Here is a 17,583-nt window from a genome sequence, read left to right as displayed (position 1 = left end):
TAAAAAGGAGTAGAACAATGAACTGGTTTGAACATTCCATCATGGCGCGTCGCGCCGTCGCCAAAGGTAAGCCTGGTACTACACACCAACTAACTGAAGCGGCTCAAGGTCAGTATCACTATACGCTTGGTCCTAACCCCAAGCCCGTTCTGCACATCCAACCGGGCGATATCGTTAGTGCTGAAACCCGTGATGCTTTCGAAGGAAAACTGCGCTCGGAAAGCGACAAGCCCAGCGAGTTGCTTAATTTACCTTATCTTAATCCGCAGAACGGACCGATCTACGTAGAGGGGGCGGAGAAGGGCGATTGCCTGGCGGTTTATATCCGAGACATGAAACCTCGTGGCCCCCAGCCCTGCGGGACGACAGCACTGATTACCGAATTTGGTGGACTAGTGGCGACCGGTGATACTGCGCTACTCAACGCACCGCTACCGGAGCGGGTAAAGAAGGTCGAGATAGACGCGGAAACCGGCGTGAAGTGGAGCGATAAAATAACCCTTCCTTACCAGCCTTTTATTGGCACCATTGGGGTATCACCAGAGATTGAGTCGATTAGCTCGCTGGTTCCCGATTATTACGGCGGCAATATGGACTTACCTGATGTAGCACCGGGTGCGGTGATCTATCTGCCGGTGCATACCAAAGGTGCTTATCTTTATTTAGGTGACTGCCATGCGGCGCAGGGTGATGGTGAGTTGTGCGGCGTGGCGATCGAGCATCCTACCGTGACCACCGTTCAGGTCGACTTGATTAAAGATTGGACGTTCAAATGGCCGCGTCTGGAAAATGAACAGTTCTATATGACCATCGGTTCAGCGCGTCCCATGGAAGATGCCACCCGGATTGCCTACAGAGAGCTGGTACGCTGGCTGGCTGCTGAGTTTGATTTCGATGAAATAGAGGCCTACATGCTTCTTACCCAGGCAGGGCGAGTGCGGTTAGGCAATATGGTGGATCCAAAATATACATTGGGCGCTTCTATCCTCAAGTCCATCGTTGGGCAAGCACGCTAGCGAGCGGGGAGGACAATATGAAATACCTTGCCGCCACCGTGCAGTTTGAGCCTGAAATGTTTGCTAAAGAGCGAAATATTGATGTTCTAAAGCGGTTAGTGGAAGAGGCGGCTGCGTCTGGTGCGCGGCTAATCATAACGCCGGAGATGGGTCTTACCGGCTATTGCTGGTATGACAGAGGGGAGGTTGCACCCTACGTCGAACAAGTGCCAGGGCCCTCAACCCAAAGCTTCGCCGCTCTGGCGGCGAAGCTTGACTGCTATATCGTTATCGGGCTGCCAGAAATTGATGCTGGCAATGGGCTTTACTACAACACGGCTGTTTTAGTTGGCCCTGAGGGCTATTTAGGAAAACATCGTAAAAGCCATCCTTATATCGCCGAGCCAAAGTGGGCGGCTTCAGGCGACACTGGCCATCAAGTGTTCGAGACGTCACTGGGCCGTATCGCGCTGCTCATCTGCATGGACATTCATTTTCTTGAAACTGCACGGTTGGTCGCGCTGCAGGGTGCCGAGGTCATTTGCCATCTGAGTAATTGGCTGGCTGAGCGAGCGCCAGCACCCTATTGGATCAGTCGTGCCAAAGAAAACGGCTGCTATCTTATTGAGAGCAATCGCTGGGGGATGGAGCGCGGCGTTCAATTCAGTGGCGGTAGCTGCGTGATTGATCCAGATGGATATATCCAGGCTAGCCGCGATGACGGTGATGGCATCGTGTTTGGTGAGATTGATACTGAACGAGTAACGGGGCCGTTGACCAGTGAGCGTCGCCCAGATCTTTATCATGAGCTACTTCATCAAACACACGCTTGGAACCCGCTAGACTTTTTCAGGCTTTATGGCCATCAGCCACTGCCCAATGGAAAAACAAGCACCATCGCCGTTGCTCAATTTTCCCCATCGAATAATCTCGACGATAACCTTTCCAAATGCACTGATTTGATTGCCCAAGCAGAGGGTGCCGAGCTTATTGTTTTTCCTGAGCTGGCGCTTACCGGGTTAGACACTGGCGGTATCAATCCCATCTCACAGCGTCATGGTGTTTTCGACACACTGCGTCGACTCGCTGAGGAGCGTCAACAGTACTATGTAGTAGGTTTCGCGGAACAGTCGGGAGAACAACTCTATAATGCTGCCGCTCTGGTAGGAGCGCAGGGCGTTATGGCGGTTTATCGTAAGATTCACTTAAATAAGGCAGACCGTAAATGGGCGAACCCTGGCGATTGCTGGGTAAGCTTCGATCTGCCGCTAGGACGGCTAGGCTTATTGATTGGCCATGATGCTGATTTCCCCGAAGCGGGCCGCATCTTGGCGCTGCGGGGGTGCGATGTCATCGCTTGTCCTGCTGCCTTGCCAGGGCCATTTCACTGTGCCCATCCCGGTACTGACATTCGTCAGCCAGCACCTATTCCCACCGGCCCGGACGAGCACCATTGGCACCATTATCGGGTGCGCGGTGGCGAGAACAACTGCTATTTCGCTTTCGCCAACGTGCATATGCCCGACGCTGGATTACCGGGGCTAAGCGGTATATTCGGCCCGGATACGTTTCATTTTCCTCGCCGAGAATCATTGTTAACCAGCGCGAATGGCTGCGTTCAGCTTGCTATCGACACGAGCAACCTGGATTCGGCTTACCCAAACAGCGCTGTGCGCCGAAAGGACCTAGTGGTGATGCGCCTGCCACACCACTATCCGAAATTGTTGGAGCGATAGCTTGTATTTCCCTCGCTAAATGCCTTTTCAGGCAATCGTTCGTGTATAGGAGTAGTTGACTATGAGTGTGAAGCGACCCGGCATTGATACGTTGGCAGCCATTTCCGATTATTACGGCTTTGACCTTTCCTTTGAAGAACTGGGAGAATTCCAGTCCGCCGTTGCTGGCTCAATGGCCATTTATGATCGCCTGGATGAACTGGCGGATGAATCATTGCCCGTAAATTATCCGCGAGCAGATATGGGTTATCGCCCAGTCGGTGACGACAACCCGCTCAATGGCTGGGCGTGGAAGTGTTCGGTGCCTGGGGCAGAAGAGGGTCCACTTGCGGGGCGAACGGTAGCGCTAAAGGATAACATCGCTCTGGCAGGCATCCCGATGATGAATGGTTCGCCGATCATGGAAGGTTTTGTGCCCCGGGAGGATGCCACAGTGGTTACCCGGCTTCTCGACGCTGGCGCGCACATCATCGGCAAGACAGCCGTTCCTGCGTTCTGTTTTGACGGTGGAGGCTGTACCGGCTATCCCGAACCCCAGCCGGTTAATCCCCATGACCGTGAGCGTCTAGCTGGCGCTTCTTCCAACGGCAGCGCCGTGGTGGTGACCAACGGTGAAGTCGATATGGCGCTGGGAGGTGATCAGGGCGGCTCTATTCGACTACCCGCCTCATGGAGCGGTTGCTACGGGATTAAAGGAACACATGGCCTAGTGCCTTATACAGGTATTTTCCCCATTGAGCTTACTCTTGACCACGTAGGCCCTATGGCGCGCACCGCCGAAGATTGCGCCCGTATGTTGGAGGTACTTGCTGGCTCGGATGGGTTAGATCCACGCCAATATGACGTGCGTACCGCGAAATACACAGAATCGCTAAGTGAAGATCTCACTGGCATTCGCATTGGCATCCTACGTGAAGGGTTTGGCATTGCCGGTGTCAGTGAATCTGACGTGGACGCAGCCGTTAAAGAAGCCATCAGCGTGCTGGAAAAAGTGGGCGCTCGTGCCACGGAGGTATCGGTACCCATGCATAACGACGGGCTTGCACTGTGGAGTGCGATTGCCTTTGAGGGCGCCACCGAACTCATGGTCAGGGGCGATGGTTACGGCACAAACTGGCGGGGGCATTACAGCACACAGCTTATGGACTTTTACGGCAGGGCTCGCCGCGCTCGTGGTCATGACTTTAGTGACACAGTAAAAATGACGGTCCTCGCCGGGCACTACATGTCCGAACAGTACAATCGCCACTACTATGGTAAAGCCCAGAATATCGGTAGGCGTCTCGCGCGCGATTATGACAACGCTCTGCAGGAATATGACTTGTTAATCATGCCTACCACCGCTATGAAAGCGGTAAAGAGACCGGCTGATAAAAGTCTCAATAGCACACTTGCTGGTGCGCTTAGCAACCTGCACAACACGGCCCCGTTTGATGTCAGTGGCCACCCGGCCATGAGCGTCCCGGTCGGTTTTTCGGAGGGCTTGCCCGTAGGCATGCAATTAGTGGGTAGACGCTGGGATGAAGCGACCGTGCTTAAAGTCGCCCATGCTTACCAAGTCGCTATCGGCTAGCGGTATAAAAAGTTGACGCAGTAGTAACCCGGTTATCTTCGATATATCTTAAGACGAGCGGGTTACTATGATCCCGTCTCATTCACGAGGGCTCTGATCGGGCAGTCTGAAGCTACGTGCCATCGGCATTGCTCGTAAGGATCCGTATTTCCGGCGTGAGCGCCTGCTTCGTAATGCCCGAACACTGCGTTTCTTTCGCCGATTTATAACCTCCAGGAATGAATCTCGACCTTCAAAGCAGCCGTGATCGCCGACCGCCCCCGCGGCCGCTCGACTTCTGGTGCTGTGGTGGTCTCGTTGGAGCGTCAACTCAACGCGGTCAGCTTTGGCAACCCCTTCAGCAGCGTCGGCCACCACTTGTCGGCAGCGGCTCCGAGATGAACGGTGATTCGCCGAGCGTGCAGCCTCAGCGTGGCGGCCACCTTCAGCACCTGCTCGCGTATCCGGCTCAGGCTCCAGCCTTGCCGAGTCTGCCGCTCCAGCAGGCAGCTCAGGCCATGCAGGACCTGGTAGGCGTAGAGGCTGAGCAGCAGGCTCACCTCGTTGCGCGCCATCACGTCCTGGACGGTGGAGGCGCCGCGATCCGTCGACGAGAGGTGCACGTCGAGCGCCGACTTCACTTCGCCCATGTGCGCCTCGGCGCTGCCCGCTTGCGATAGAGCGCCAGGATCTTCTCCGGCGGCCAGTCGAACTTGCCGAGGTTGGTGACCAGGAAGAAGGCATGCAGCAGCAGGTCATCGGGGCGTTCCTGCACCACCAGCACTACGCGCCGCGGTGCCGGCCAGGAGCCGGCTTGGTACTCCAGATCGTGGCACCACTCCCGAGGCTGCTCGGGTGGCCGACCGGGTGGCCGCTTCAGGAGCGGTGCTGCCAGCTTCTGTAGACCGGTGTGACTGCGCAACCGGCCCAGGTATTCGATCATCAGAACCGCAAGAGGGAAACATGGCAGGTGCACAGGAACCTGAGGTCATGTCCACGAAACAATTGCGGATAGCAGCGCTGGCAGAGCGCTTCCCGCAGCGTGCCTTCACGTCTCTGGCGCACTATATCGATGCCCAGTGGCTAAAGACGGCCACCCTGATGACGCGCCGTGATGGTGCCGTCGGGATTGATGGCCAGACGGCGGACGACTTCGTGCGCGACTTCGAGGCCAACATCCAGCGGCTGCTGGAGGACGCCAAGAGCGGTCGTTACAAGGCGCCGCCGGTGCGACGCATCCACATTCCCAAGGGAGATGGGCGCAACACACGGCCGATCGGTATCCCCACCTTCGAAGACAAGGTCCTGCAGCGTGCCGTGGTGGCCCTGCTGGAGCCGCTCTACGAGCATGACTTTCTGGATTGCTCATATGGTTTCCGGCCGGGCCGCTCAGCGCATCAGGCCGTCAAGGCGGTGTGGGAAGGGCTGTCGTCGATGAGCGGTGGCTGGGTCATTGACTTGGACATCAAAGCCTTCTTCGACACGATCGACCATCAGCACCTGCGAGACTTTCTGCAGCAACGAGTGAAGGACGGTGTGGTCCTCCGCTTGATCGGCAAATGGCTAAAGGCCGGGGTATTGGAAGCCGGGCAATGGCAGAAAGGGGAGGTGGGAAGCCCGCAAGGGGGTGTGATATCCCCGTTGTTGGCAAATATCTACCTGCACTATGTGCTGGACGAGTGGTTTGAGAAAGACGTCAAGCCGCGACTTCACGGACGTGCATTCCAGGTGCGGTTTGCCGACGATGCCGTCCTGGCGTTCAACACAGAAGCCGACGCCCGCAAGGTGTTGGAGGTGCTGCCCAAGCGTTTCGCACGCTATGGGCTCACCCTGCACCCGACCAAGACCCGGTTGGTGCGGTTCCGGCCGCGCCCAGGGCAACGCGCTGAGACCTTTGATTTCCTGGGCTTCACCCACTACTGGGGGAAGTCACGCCACGGGCGCCTGATCATCAAGCGCAAGACGGCGAAGGACAGGTTTCGGCGCGGTCTCAAGCGAATTGCGCTCTGGTGCCGCTGGAGCCGACACTTGCCGATCCGAGAGCAGCATAGGCTGTTGAGGCGGAAGGTGCAGGGCCATTACGCCTACTACGGCATCCGGGGCAATATCCGAGCCCTCCAGCTGTTCCTCTACCGAGTACGGTTGGTGTGGGTGAAGTGGCTGAGACGCCGATCACAGCGAGCGTACTTCTCGTGGGCAAAGGCGGACCAGCTGTTCCAGCTGCTGCCTTTACCTGCTGCGCGGATCATGCAGCAGTGCTGAGCCTTCAGTGAAACTGGTGATTGAGGAGCCGAGTGCGCTAATCGTGCATGCTCGGATCTGTGGGGAGCCGGGTCGAGCAATCGCCCGGTCTACCCGACTAAGTAGTGGACGATGGTAAGCAGCAGCGTACTACAGCGTCTCCACGTCAAACGCTACGATTTGCCGTTGAGCGCTGGAAAACTCTACGCCTACTAAGTGAATAGGCTTGCCGCTAGTAAGCAATGGGATGGAGTCCTCCCCACCCTACTCCGGCGTCGTTGCGCCACACTGGTGGGTGAGAGCATCACTGACCAGCTTGAGGATGAGGAGAACTCCCCATGAACATTACCCGGGTCGGCGTGGATATCGCAAAGTCTGTCTTTCATGTGCACGGCGTGGATCGCCATGATCAGGTCCAGTGGCGCGGCAAGTACTCCCGCGGTAAGTGGCTGGACGCCATCGCCAAACGGGTTCCCGAGGGGGCCGAGATCGGCATGGAAGCCTGCGCTTCGTCCCACCACTGGGCCCGTGAGCTGCAAGCACGCGGCTATCGCGTCAAGTTGATTGCTGCCCAGTTCGTCAAGCCCTACGTCAAGAGCAACAAGAACGACCGTGTCGATGCCGAGGCCATCTGCGAAGCCATGGGCCGGCCCAACATGCGTTTCGTCGCGGTCAAGACCGTTGAACAGCAGGATGTCCAGGCAGTGCATCGCATCCGTAGCGAACTGGTTCAGCAGCGAACCGCCAAGGCCAACCAGATTCGTGGCCTGATTGGCGAGTACGGGCTGGTGGCGCCCACCGGCATCGGCCAGCTGCGTGCTGCCCTGCCACGCTGGCTGGAGGACGCCGAGAACGGCCTGACCGATGACTTCCGTGTCCTGCTGGCGGGCCTCGCCGAGGACCTGCGCCACCTGGATGAACGCATCGTCACGGTGACAGAACGCATCGAACGTCACGCCCAGACCGACCCCATCGCCAAGCGGCTAATGACCCTGCGCGGTGTCGGCATACTGACCGCCAGCGCCCTGGCTGGGGCCCTGGGAGATGCCCAGGCTTTCAAGCGCGGGCGTGACTTCGCCGCCTCCCTCGGCCTGACCCCGCGACAGCACAGTACCGGCGGACGTGACCGCCTGCTGGGCATCAGCAAACGCGGCGACAGCTACCTGCGCACCCTGCTGGTGCATGGGGCTCGCGCGGCATTGCGATGGAACGAAGGCCATGAGGACAACCTCAGCCACTGGTTCAGGCAGCTGGCCGAGCGCAAGCACGTCAATGTCGCAGTCATCGCGCTGGCCAACAAGACGGCACGTATCGCTTGGGCGATCACTCGCCACGACAGCGTCTATGACCCCGACCTGGCGGCGCATGCGGCATAACATGCACTTACCGAATTACCGAGTTTTCAACAAGATACCCCACCACCACGATTGCTGAGCATGCTGCAGATGGCGCACAGGTCGAACCGACGTCAGACAACCCCTTAATGAGCGTAGAGCCGCTGAGCTCGTGTAAGCGACTGGGAGCTGACGTGCGGATAGCCCATCAGGGTCCGATGCCTTGGGCATCATTAGTGAGACCGGATATACGTGTGCAGTCGTACCTACCGCCCATCGCGCCTCATGCTGGCAAACGGGGAGGACTCCATATACGTTCATTCCAAGACGTAGTTGACCTACTTCACGTCCCGGAGAGGTCTCAATAACTCCGGCGAGACCTTGTACTGCTTCCTGCCATCCTCATCCAGCACGATCACGCTCTTGCGGTTGATCTTGGTGACAATCCCCAGCACGGGGCCTTCCCGGCTCTCGAAGGTCACTTTCAGGCCCACCCGCAACTGGCTCAGCGCCTGGAGGTTCTCCCGGTCACGCAGTTCATCAATTCGCCGGCAGATGTATTGATTCAGTTCCAGCAACTGGTCGATGCTCATGTCGTCAATGCGCATGAACGGTGGCCTCCGGCTGTTTGTTCTGTCGGTCAGGATGGCGTGGATCGATCAGCGCCCGTAGCGGATTCTCGGCGAACCGGGTTTTCCAGAGACGAGGCGTCAGGTCGCTGACGTCACTGGCCGGATGCTGGCTGATGCGTTGCAGCACGTCCACCAGGTAAGTGTAGGGGGTAATATTGTGCAGCTTGCAGGTGCTGATCAGACTCTGGATGATGCCCAGGTGTTCCGCCCCCAATTCAGTCCAGCAGAACATCCAGTTTTTCTTGCCCATGGGAATGGGGCGTAGTGCCCGCTCGAGGTGGTTGGTGTCTGGCTGCACGTCTGGGTTTTCGAGGAATACGCTCAGGCTGGCTTCCCGGCTGAGCACGTAGTTCAGAGCTTTGGTCAGTGGATCGCTCGGCACCAGGCCGCCTGACGCCAACTGATCCCGGCACCACTGGAAGAAGCCGCTAACGACCGGTTTCGAGTGTTCCAACCGGTACTGACGTTTCTTCTCGCCAGTCAGCCCGTGGGTTCTGATGGTTTCTTCATTCCGGTACAGCGCTGCGATTCGTTGCAGGGCCTCGGTGACGGTTTCCGGGTGATCCTTCTGCGCCTCGATAAAATAACGGCGGCTATGCACCCAGCACTGGGCGTGGGTGACGTTCTCTTGGGCAGCAGCGTAGCGGGCATAGGCCGCGTAGCCGTCACTGATCAGCGTGCCGTTGAACGATTCGCTGAGGATGGCTTCGATGTGGGCACGCCCACGGCTGTTCGAGTAGGTGAACACCACCTCGTCGGCATCGCCGTATAACGGCCAGAACCAGCCGGATTTCAACTTGCCTTTTTGCGGGCCCGCCCGACCACGTGACCGGCCTTGATCGGCGTTTCATCCATGGCCAGCACCCGACTGCGCAGCACGTTGTCGGTCTGGGCATCCACAATGGGCCGAAGCAGGTCGATCACGCGCTTGACCAGATTGGTCAGGGTGCTGCGGCTGATTGTGATACCGGCTTGCTGGATGCGCTGGTGCTGACGGTACAGCGGCAGGTGGAACTGGAACTTGTCCACCAGCAACCCGGCCAGCAGACTGACATCGGCCAGGCTGTTGTCCAGCACGTTGAACGGGGCCGGCGTGGTGATGGGCTTGTCACTCCCCTTGCGCCGGAACACCGGGCGCTCCACCTTCAGCACCACGTAACTGGAGGCCCGCTGGGCCAGCCGGTAGGTGGTCTTACTGCCGATTACTTCGTACTGATCGGCCTCCGGCCCTGTCAGCTCTGGCGGCAGATACTCTATGACTTCCACCGGCACATCAGAGGTAAAGCGCAGACCGGTGTCGTTCAGGCAGCCATCGTCGCGCTGCTTCTTGCCGGTGCCACGCTGATAGGCCTTGATGGGGCGTTCTTCTTCGTCAGCAGGCGGCGCCGGTAGCGGCGCTTCCTCTGGCTGGAACAAGCTGTCCTGCCCGGGAAGATCGAACACCTGCTTCTCGGATTTCGGACCGAACAGCTGCTTTTGAACCAGTCCAGTTGATGCGTCAGCTGACGAATCGCTTCTGCCTGGGCTCCCAACTGCTCCCGCAACACGGCATTCTCCTCGGCCAGAGCCGAGTAGGAAGGTGCATTGGAAGAAGGAGCGGAAGCGGTTGAATTCATGGCCGATATTATATCGAAAGTCGGCCTTCTATACCCTCGAAAACGCTTGAACTGGCGATATTTCTGCACCTCGATGCCATCGATCAGCAGTTGCAGATCCGTCAGGGTCAGGGCTCGCTGCCCGGAGGCGGATAACGGCACCCGGAACTGGCCCTGCTCCGGCGCTTGGCCCACAGGCAATAACCGGTGGCGGTGAAGTACAGCATCTTCATCTGGGTCTTGCGACGATTGACGAAGACGAAATACTGGCCACTGAGCGGGTCGTGCTTCAACTGATTCCGAACCAGGGCGCTCAGGCCCCGGAAGGATTTGCGCATGTCTGTGGGTTCGGTACATAGCCAGATGCGCGCCTGGCTATCGAGCCCGATCATCCGTTCTGGCTCAGCCGTAGCTCGACGCCGTTACCCAGGCTGAGCACAATATTCCAGCCTAAGCCGGATGATGGCGACGTGCCCATCAGTGACGACAAATCGAGAAAGCTGGCTTCTCCAGAGTCTGTCGAATTATCGGTCGGCTGATCGGACAGGCGCTTTCGCCAGTTGCAGAAGCTGGAATAGCCAATGTTCTCTTGTTTACAAAACTGCGAAGCTGACAGACCACTGTCACGATGCTGGTCAACCAGGGCCTGCCACTGTTCCGGGGTGCGGTGCTTTCTCATGGGGGTAACCTCGTGTGGGCAAATGTGAGGTTACTGTAGGGCGAATGTCAGCCGGGCGGCAGGACGTCTTAGAATGAACGTATATGGAGTCCTCCCCGTTTGCCAGCATGAGGCGCGATGGGCGGTAGGTACGACTGCACACGTATATCCGGTCTCACTAATGATGCCCAAGGCATCGGACCCTGATGGGCTATCCGCACGTCAGCTCCCAGTCGCTTACACGAGCTCAGCGGCTCTACGCTCATTAAGGGGTTGTCTGACGTCGGTTCGACCTGTGCGCCATCTGCAGCATGCTCAGCAATCGTGGTGGTGGGGTATCTTGTTGAAAACTCGGTAATTCGGTAAGTGCATGTTATGCCGCATGCGCCGCCAGGTCGGGGTCATAGACGCTGTCGTGGCGAGTGATCGCCCAAGCGATACGTGCCGTCTTGTTGGCCAGCGCGATGACTGCGACATTGACGTGCTTGCGCTCGGCCAGCTGCCTGAACCAGTGGCTGAGGTTGTCCTCATGGCCTTCGTTCCATCGCAATGCCGCGCGAGCCCCATGCACCAGCAGGGTGCGCAGGTAGCTGTCGCCGCGTTTGCTGATGCCCAGCAGGCGGTCACGTCCGCCGGTACTGTGCTGTCGCGGGGTCAGGCCGAGGAGGCGGCGAAGTCACGCCCGCGCTTGAAAGCCTGGGCATCTCCCAGGGCCCCAGCCAGGGCGCTGGCGGTCAGTATGCCGACACCGCGCAGGGTCATTAGCCGCTTGGCGATGGGGTCGGTCTGGGCGTGACGTTCGATGCGTTCTGTCACCGTGACGATGCGTTCATCCAGGTGGCGCAGGTCCTCGGCGAGGCCCGCCAGCAGGACACGGAAGTCATCGGTCAGGCCGTTCTCGGCGTCCTCCAGCCAGCGTGGCAGGGCAGCACGCAGCTGGCCGATGCCGGTGGGCGCCACCAGCCCGTACTCGCCAATCAGGCCACGAATCTGGTTGGCCTTGGCGGTTCGCTGCTGAACCAGTTCGCTACGGATGCGATGCACTGCCTGGACATCCTGCTGTTCAACGGTCTTGACCGCGACGAAACGCATGTTGGGCCGGCCCATGGCTTCGCAGATGGCCTCGGCATCGACACGGTCGTTCTTGTTGCTCTTGACGTAGGGCTTGACGAACTGGGCAGCAATCAACTTGACGCGATAGCCGCGTGCTTGCAGCTCACGGGCCCAGTGGTGGGACGAAGCGCAGGCTTCCATGCCGATCTCGGCCCCCTCGGGAACCCGTTTGGCGATGGCGTCCAGCCACTTACCGCGGGAGTACTTGCCGCGCCACTGGACCTGATCATGGCGATCCACGCCGTGCACATGAAAGACAGACTTTGCGATATCCACGCCGACCCGGGTAATGTTCATGGGGAGTTCTCCTCATCCTCAAGCTGGTCAGTGATGCTCTCACCCACCAGTGTGGCGCAACGACGCCGGAGTAGGGTGGGGAGGACTCCATCCCATTGCTTACGGCGCAAACACCGTGTCCACATCGTGGTCGGTATAGCCACAGATAGCGGCATAGTCAGATGAGAGTGTGATGTCGCGCAGATTGTTCAGCCCTGAAAACAGGCTGACTTTGCTGAACTTGGAAACGCCGGTCAGCAGTACAAAGTGCAGGTGGGGGTCGGCATCTTTCAGCACGCTATAGAGGTTTTTCAGACCTTCGCGCAGTTCGCGCGCCCTATCGCTATCGGGAATATTATCAAGGATGGGTTTATCGAACTCGTCGATCAGCACTACTACGCGTTGACCGTGAACACGATGCGCTTGCTCAATCAAGCTAGCAAAGTCGTCCGCAATGCGCTTAGGAGCCGTCGACGTAATCTGCAGACGTGCACGCTGCTGCTGCAACTGATATCGAATGTTCGCATCCAGGTCCTCTCTGTCAGCCGCCACTCCATTGCCAAAGCTTAAACGCACCACCGGGTATCGCTGCTGCCAGTCCCACTTGTCGTGAATATATAACCCGTAAAATAGCGCTTCGCGGCCTTCAAATAGGCAGCCCAGGGTATCTAGCAGCAGGCTTTTGCCAAAGCGACGCGGGCGGGAGAGAAAATAGTATTTGTTTTGGTTCGCCAGCTTTTCAATGAACGGCGTTTTGTCGACGTAGTAATAGCCGCCTTCTCGGATATCCGAAAAAGTTTGAATGCCTATAGGCAGCTTACGACGATGAGCAGCTGGCATGCTGGCCTCCAATGCTGAACCGATGAAACACAGGACAGTTTAGCACGGTGGCGATAAGGGCAGGTGGCGCGTATGGAGCTGTGTTTTTGGCAGAGGTACTGCTGGCGTTCTACGCGTAGCTGAATCAATTAAAGGAGTCCGTAGTGCGCGGTGACCAGAGGTCAAATTTGGTAGAAAACAGGACACAGAAAAGTCACGGTGTGTGCCATCGTTTTGACAATGAAGGGCACAGAATGGCGTTAATGGGTGTGACGGAGAAGATTTGAAATGCATTGGAATGTTAATTAACTTGTTGTTTTAAATATTGTTTATTGGTTTTTTGACGGTGGGGAAGGGCGATGCTTGTGCGGCTTAAACCGGCCTCCGAAGCCGAAGGTCGCAGGTTCAATTCCTGCCGGGCGCGCCAAACATATCAAGGGCTTACGTTAACGCGTAGGCCCTTTTGTTTTGGCTGTGTCAAATCTGTGTCATCCATGTGCCACGCCTGCCAATATTGCCTTCAAGACTTACTACTCAGCCGCTGACCTATGGCTTTTATCTGACACCGGTGTGTCACACGCATATTAGCGTTCTGCTACCCAGTGTGTCGCTTGTGGGTATAACTATCGATATTCTCACGTCCGCTTAGCACAAGATGCTTAAGTCGGCTGAGTATCGTAAGCTAGTGCTTATAAGCGCCTGGCGTCCCTCGAACAGGCAACGGAGGGTGTCCAGCAGCAAGCTCTTGCCGAACCGGCGAGGACGGGACAGAAAATAGTATTTGTTCTGGTTGGCTAGGCGCTCAATGAACGGGGTTTTATCGACGTAGTAGTAATCGCCTTCGCGGATATCGAAAAGGTCTGAATGCCAATGGGAAGCTTGCGACGATGGGCGGATGACATGCGGGCCTCCAATGACGATACCGTTCACGCTTGGTGTGGGTGGGAAGTTTAGCACGGTCGCGTAGAGGTAGACTTGTAGCGGTAGTTACCCACCACGTGAAGTGTCGAGTAGAATTACGCCCTCACGACAACGATTGCGATGATGAACCGTTCAAACGGGCGTATGTCCCGCCGCACTACTGCTTTTTTATCACCCAATTTTTCTTCTTTTAGAGGTTTCTGTGTCTGACCACTCCCGCGCCAATGATGCCATGGCCCTCTTTATCGCGCTTCATCAGAATGATTGGCAGGGTTTCTTCGACGCCAATTCGTTGCAGCGCGGCAAGCGTTATGCCAATCAGCGTCGCGTGCTGGGTGAGCTGAGTCTGGAGCTTGATGCGGAGTGGCTGACGTTATCAGGCGACGTGGAGGGGAGCGAGCGCGAGCCTTACCACACGGATGTCACCATTGGCATTCTCGGGCGTGATGAGACACTCATCACCGACTGTAGCTGCCCAGTGGGTGTCAGGTGTAAACACGCCGTGGCGCTTATCCAGACCTTTCTCAACCAGATGGGCAATGGGGCTGAGGTGTTTGCAGAGCGTCAGCCGCACAACGGCGCTTCGGGCAAGACGGACACGCAGCAATCGCTTAAACAGCGCTGGGAAAAGTGGATCAAGGAACTCGACCAGTCGCCGGCATCCGTGGGCGAGGGGCAACGTGTCGAGGCGACATATCGACTTGCGCTGTTTCTGGACAGCCGTGACCAGGTGGGCCCAACGCCTGTCTTATCCGTGCTGCCCGCCTGGTTGCGTCCTGGCAAGCAGAAGAGCCGCGGTAACGGCTGGGTGGCACCTCGTAGTATTGAAGTCAGTCGGTCAGGAGCGCTAGTGCCGGCCCCCGAGGGAGGTTGGCTCCCCGAGCAGGAGGAGGCCATTGATCAGCTGATGCACGGTGAGCACGAAGTGACGTGGTCAAGCACGCAGCGCATGTGGGCACTGGTGTCACATTCTTTTCAGGCCCGGGCCTTATGGGCGTTATTGGAGAGTGAAACACCCCCATTGCTGTTTCATCGCAGGCAGACGGGCACCCGGCTTGAGCGGGGGCCTACCTGCCAATTGTCACCGAGTTGGCAAGCGGATAGTGAAGGCGTACAACGATTACATCCGACCACCGTGCCAGAAGACACCCTCTCCTCCGAGGCGATCATCGCCAGAGTCGGTCGTGGCCTTTGCTATCTCGACCCCGAACGCGGCCAGTTCGGGCGGATGGAGGGTGCGCCTGAGCTCCTCGACAAGCTGTATCGGTCGCCGCCGCTGCCACCGGACATCAGCGAATGGCTGGGCGAACGGCTTCAGCAGGCACCCACACTGGCTGAACGCCTGCCCACACCGACACGGATAGAAGAGCAAACACTCAAGGATGTTACACCCCAACTCAAAGTGACGATGTGTGTCGCGGAAGGGCAGCTTGGGTTTAGCCATGGGGCGCCACTACCCCGCTGGATTCAGGTGGGCGCCGGCGTGGTGAGCTTTGATTATGCAGGCATTGAGGTACCGCCCGAAGAGGGTGACACCGCCAATGGATACCGGGATGGGCAGCGGCTGACGATACAGCGCGATACCCAGGCCGAGCGGACCCTGGTGCATGGCCTGCCCTCGGGCATGGTGACCCTTGAGCACTTGGAGAAGAAGAGCACGGTACCCGCATATCTGGAACTGCCGCCCTGGACGTTGCTATTGCCTCACCACGGTACGCCGCCCACACGGGCGACAGAGTGGCCAACGCACCTCGCCGGTCCTGATGAGTGGTGGGAGATGATAGACACGTTGCGCCAAGCGGGCTGCCTCATCGAATTCAGTGAAGACTTCCCTAAAGAGCCTATCTATCTTGAGCCCGAGGCGTGGTACGGCGAACTGGAGCCGGCCGGTAACGGCTGGTTTGATTTGGCGTTGGATATTGAGGTGGAAGGCGAGCGGGTTAACCTGCTGCCCATTTTGCGCCAACTGCTCAAGCGCGAGGATTTTCCCCTGGAGCCCCGCGAAGAGGAGGCCGATGACGCGAGCTGGACCTTGGAACTGGACGAGCATCGCCGTTTGACGCTGCCCTTGTCTCGGCTGCGTGGGCTAATGACGCCGATCTTGGATTGGCTGGGCGATGAGCGCGACCCCGACGCGTCCGTGACATTGCCGCTAACGGCCGCCGAGAAAGTGGCGCCTGTCGCCGAGCACGAGCGCTGGGCAGGGCGTGAAGAAGTGAGCGCTTTGGCCCAGCGATTACGCGAGCTGCCGGCGAGCTTACCCCAACCACCCGGTTTTGTCGGTGAGTTGCGCGACTATCAGTCCCGCGGCCTGGCCTGGCTGCGTTTTCTTTCCGAGCTCGGCACCGGCGGCATCCTGGCCGATGACATGGGACTGGGCAAGACGGTGCAAGTCCTGGCGCATGTGCTTGATGAGCGGGCTCGTGGTTCGCTCAAGGGGCCGACCCTGGTGATTGCCCCCACAAGTTTGGTGGGTAACTGGTGCACCGAAGCCGCGCGCTTCGCGCCGGATCTCCAGGTGGTGGCGTTGCAAGGCGGCAAAGCCCAGCGTGAGCGTCAGTTCGCGGAGGCGCTACCCGATGCCGACCTGGTCATTACCACCTATGCGCTCCTGATCCGCGACCTTGAGCGCTTGGGCGAAACGGCATTCGGCCTGTTAGTGCTTGATGAAGCCCAAGCCATCAAGAACGCGGCCAGCCAGACCGCGCGAGCGGTGCGCGCGCTAAAGGCCAAGCGTGCCGTGGCGATGACCGGCACGCCACTGGAGAATCACCTGGGCGAGCTGTGGGCTCAATTGGATGCTGTGGCGCCAGGCGCGCTGGGTAGCCAGCAATGGTTTGGTCAGCGCTTTCGCACGCCTATCGAGAAGGAGGGAGATGTTGCGCTTCGCGAGCAGCTCTCTCGACGCCTAGCGCCGCTGATGCTGCGCCGGACCAAGCAGCAGGTGCTCGGCGAACTGCCCGATAAGACCGAGACGCGTCGCGAAATCACCCTGAGCGGTGCTCAGCGAGAACTCTACGAGAGCCTACGTCTCGCCCAGCACCAGCGCGTGCAACAAGCCGTTGCCGAACGTGGCCTAGCCGGTTCCGGCATCGTGATGCTGGATGCGCTGCTCAAGCTGCGCCAGGTATGCTGCGACCCGCGGCTGGTCAAACTCGACAGCGCCCAAAAGGTGCGTCGCTCAGCGAAACTTGATCAACTGCGGGAACTGTTGCCGCCCCTGATTGAAGAGGGGCGGCGCATCCTGGTGTTTTCGCAGTTTACCGAGATGTTGGGGCTGATCGGCCAGGCACTGGAGAAAGATGGTATCGCCTATACCACCCTAACGGGCGATACCCCCGGTAAGACGCGAACACAGCGCGTAGCGCGCTTTCAGCAGGGGGAGGTGCCGGTTTTTTTGATTAGCCTCAAGGCCGGCGGCACCGGGCTCAACCTCACCGCGGCGGATACAGTGATTCATTACGACCCTTGGTGGAATCCGGCGGTGGAAGCACAGGCGACAGGCCGTGCCCATCGCATGGGCCAGCAGAACCCGGTGTTTGTCTACAAACTGATGTGTGCCGGTACCGTGGAAGAGCGCATTCACGACTTGCAGTCGCGCAAGGCAGACCTGGCCGCGTCCATCTTGGAAGGCGGTGCCGAACGCCAGAGTGACGGCCCGCTATTCGACGAGGAAGACCTGGCGCTGCTGTTTGCGCCGGTGGCGTAGTT

The 17,583-nt window shown here is 58.4% G+C and carries 11 protein-coding genes, 1 tRNA gene and 3 pseudogenes; 7 read left to right on the top strand and 8 right to left on the bottom strand.

All coding sequences use genetic code 11. From position 1 onward, the window contains the following. Window positions 1-17 precede the first annotated feature (17 nt). The 3 genes from KVY02_RS16860 to KVY02_RS16850 all read left to right on the top strand — a co-directional run bounded on the left by KVY02_RS16860 (window position 18) and on the right by KVY02_RS16850 (window position 4,304). Window positions 18-1,016 carry an acetamidase/formamidase family protein gene (locus KVY02_RS16860; RefSeq protein WP_218313985.1) on the top strand — a complete coding sequence of 333 codons (999 nt, stop codon included), beginning with the start codon at window positions 18-20 and terminating at the stop codon, window positions 1,014-1,016. Between the two features lie 17 nt (window positions 1,017-1,033). Next, on the top strand, window positions 1,034-2,731 hold the full coding sequence (locus KVY02_RS16855; RefSeq protein WP_218313984.1) for a nitrilase-related carbon-nitrogen hydrolase: 1,698 nt from the start codon (window positions 1,034-1,036) through the stop codon (window positions 2,729-2,731). Window positions 2,732-2,792: 61 nt separating this feature from the next. Then, a complete protein-coding gene (locus tag KVY02_RS16850) occupies window positions 2,793-4,304 on the top strand; it encodes an amidase (RefSeq protein WP_218313983.1) in 1,512 nt (503 codons plus the stop codon). 305 nt (window positions 4,305-4,609) lie between these two features. Here KVY02_RS16850 and KVY02_RS16845 read toward each other — a convergent pair. Next, a pseudogene (locus tag KVY02_RS16845) lies at window positions 4,610-5,223 on the bottom strand (transposase); the annotation flags it as partial. A 50-nt stretch (window positions 5,224-5,273) separates the two neighbouring features. Here KVY02_RS16845 and ltrA point away from each other — a divergent pair. Both ltrA and KVY02_RS16835 read left to right on the top strand, forming a co-directional pair. After that, complete coding sequence (ltrA, locus tag KVY02_RS16840) at window positions 5,274-6,545, top strand: group II intron reverse transcriptase/maturase (RefSeq protein ID WP_218313982.1); 1,272 nt, start codon at window positions 5,274-5,276, stop codon at window positions 6,543-6,545. 317 nt (window positions 6,546-6,862) lie between these two features. Then, window positions 6,863-7,900: an IS110 family transposase gene (locus KVY02_RS16835; RefSeq protein WP_081194420.1), complete on the top strand. Its 1,038-nt coding sequence runs from the start codon at window positions 6,863-6,865 to the stop codon at window positions 7,898-7,900. 296 nt (window positions 7,901-8,196) lie between these two features. On the opposite strand, the gene KVY02_RS16830 is transcribed toward KVY02_RS16835, so the two are convergent. From KVY02_RS16830 to KVY02_RS16805, 6 genes and pseudogenes are all read right to left on the bottom strand, one after another. After that, window positions 8,197-8,466, bottom strand: coding sequence for a hypothetical protein (locus KVY02_RS16830; RefSeq protein ID WP_022519664.1), 270 nt, complete (start codon window positions 8,464-8,466; stop codon window positions 8,197-8,199). After that, a pseudogene (locus KVY02_RS16825) lies at window positions 8,456-10,106 on the bottom strand (IS66 family transposase). The gene KVY02_RS16830 and the pseudogene KVY02_RS16825 overlap by 11 nt, the downstream one beginning before the upstream one ends. Before the next feature lie 107 nt (window positions 10,107-10,213). Continuing rightward, entirely contained in the window at window positions 10,214-10,477 is a 264-nt protein-coding gene (tnpB, locus tag KVY02_RS16820; RefSeq protein WP_218313981.1) for an IS66 family insertion sequence element accessory protein TnpB, read from the bottom strand. Next, the gene (locus KVY02_RS16815; protein ID WP_022519766.1) at window positions 10,474-10,764 is read right to left on the bottom strand and encodes an IS66 family insertion sequence element accessory protein TnpA; all 291 of its coding nucleotides are present in this window, start codon (window positions 10,762-10,764) and stop codon (window positions 10,474-10,476) included. The genes tnpB and KVY02_RS16815 overlap by 4 nt, the downstream gene beginning before the upstream one ends. A 352-nt stretch (window positions 10,765-11,116) precedes the next feature. Beyond that, window positions 11,117-12,153, bottom strand: a pseudogene (locus KVY02_RS16810) (IS110 family transposase). A 99-nt stretch (window positions 12,154-12,252) separates the two neighbouring features. Beyond that, window positions 12,253-12,972, bottom strand: a complete 720-nt coding sequence (locus KVY02_RS16805) for an ATP-binding protein (RefSeq protein ID WP_256357531.1) — start codon at window positions 12,970-12,972, stop codon at window positions 12,253-12,255. Window positions 12,973-13,307: 335 nt separating this feature from the next. Between KVY02_RS16805 and KVY02_RS16800 the strand changes: the two genes are divergently transcribed. Then, window positions 13,308-13,378 (top strand) — tRNA-Leu (locus KVY02_RS16800). Between the two features lie 218 nt (window positions 13,379-13,596). Here the strand turns inward: KVY02_RS16800 and KVY02_RS16795 are convergent. Then, window positions 13,597-13,881: an AAA family ATPase gene (locus tag KVY02_RS16795; protein WP_254893803.1), complete on the bottom strand. Its 285-nt coding sequence runs from the start codon at window positions 13,879-13,881 to the stop codon at window positions 13,597-13,599. A gap of 193 nt (window positions 13,882-14,074) precedes the next feature. On the opposite strand from KVY02_RS16795, the gene KVY02_RS16790 reads away from it, so the two are divergent. Further along, entirely contained in the window at window positions 14,075-17,581 is a 3,507-nt protein-coding gene (locus tag KVY02_RS16790) for a DEAD/DEAH box helicase (RefSeq protein WP_218313980.1), read from the top strand. The last annotated feature ends 2 nt before the right edge of the window (window positions 17,582-17,583 follow it).

This window comes from Halomonas sp. 18071143, from assembly GCF_019211725.1.
Lineage (GTDB): Bacteria > Pseudomonadota > Gammaproteobacteria > Pseudomonadales > Halomonadaceae > Vreelandella > Vreelandella stevensii.
This window is presented reverse-complemented; position numbering and strand designations above follow the sequence as displayed.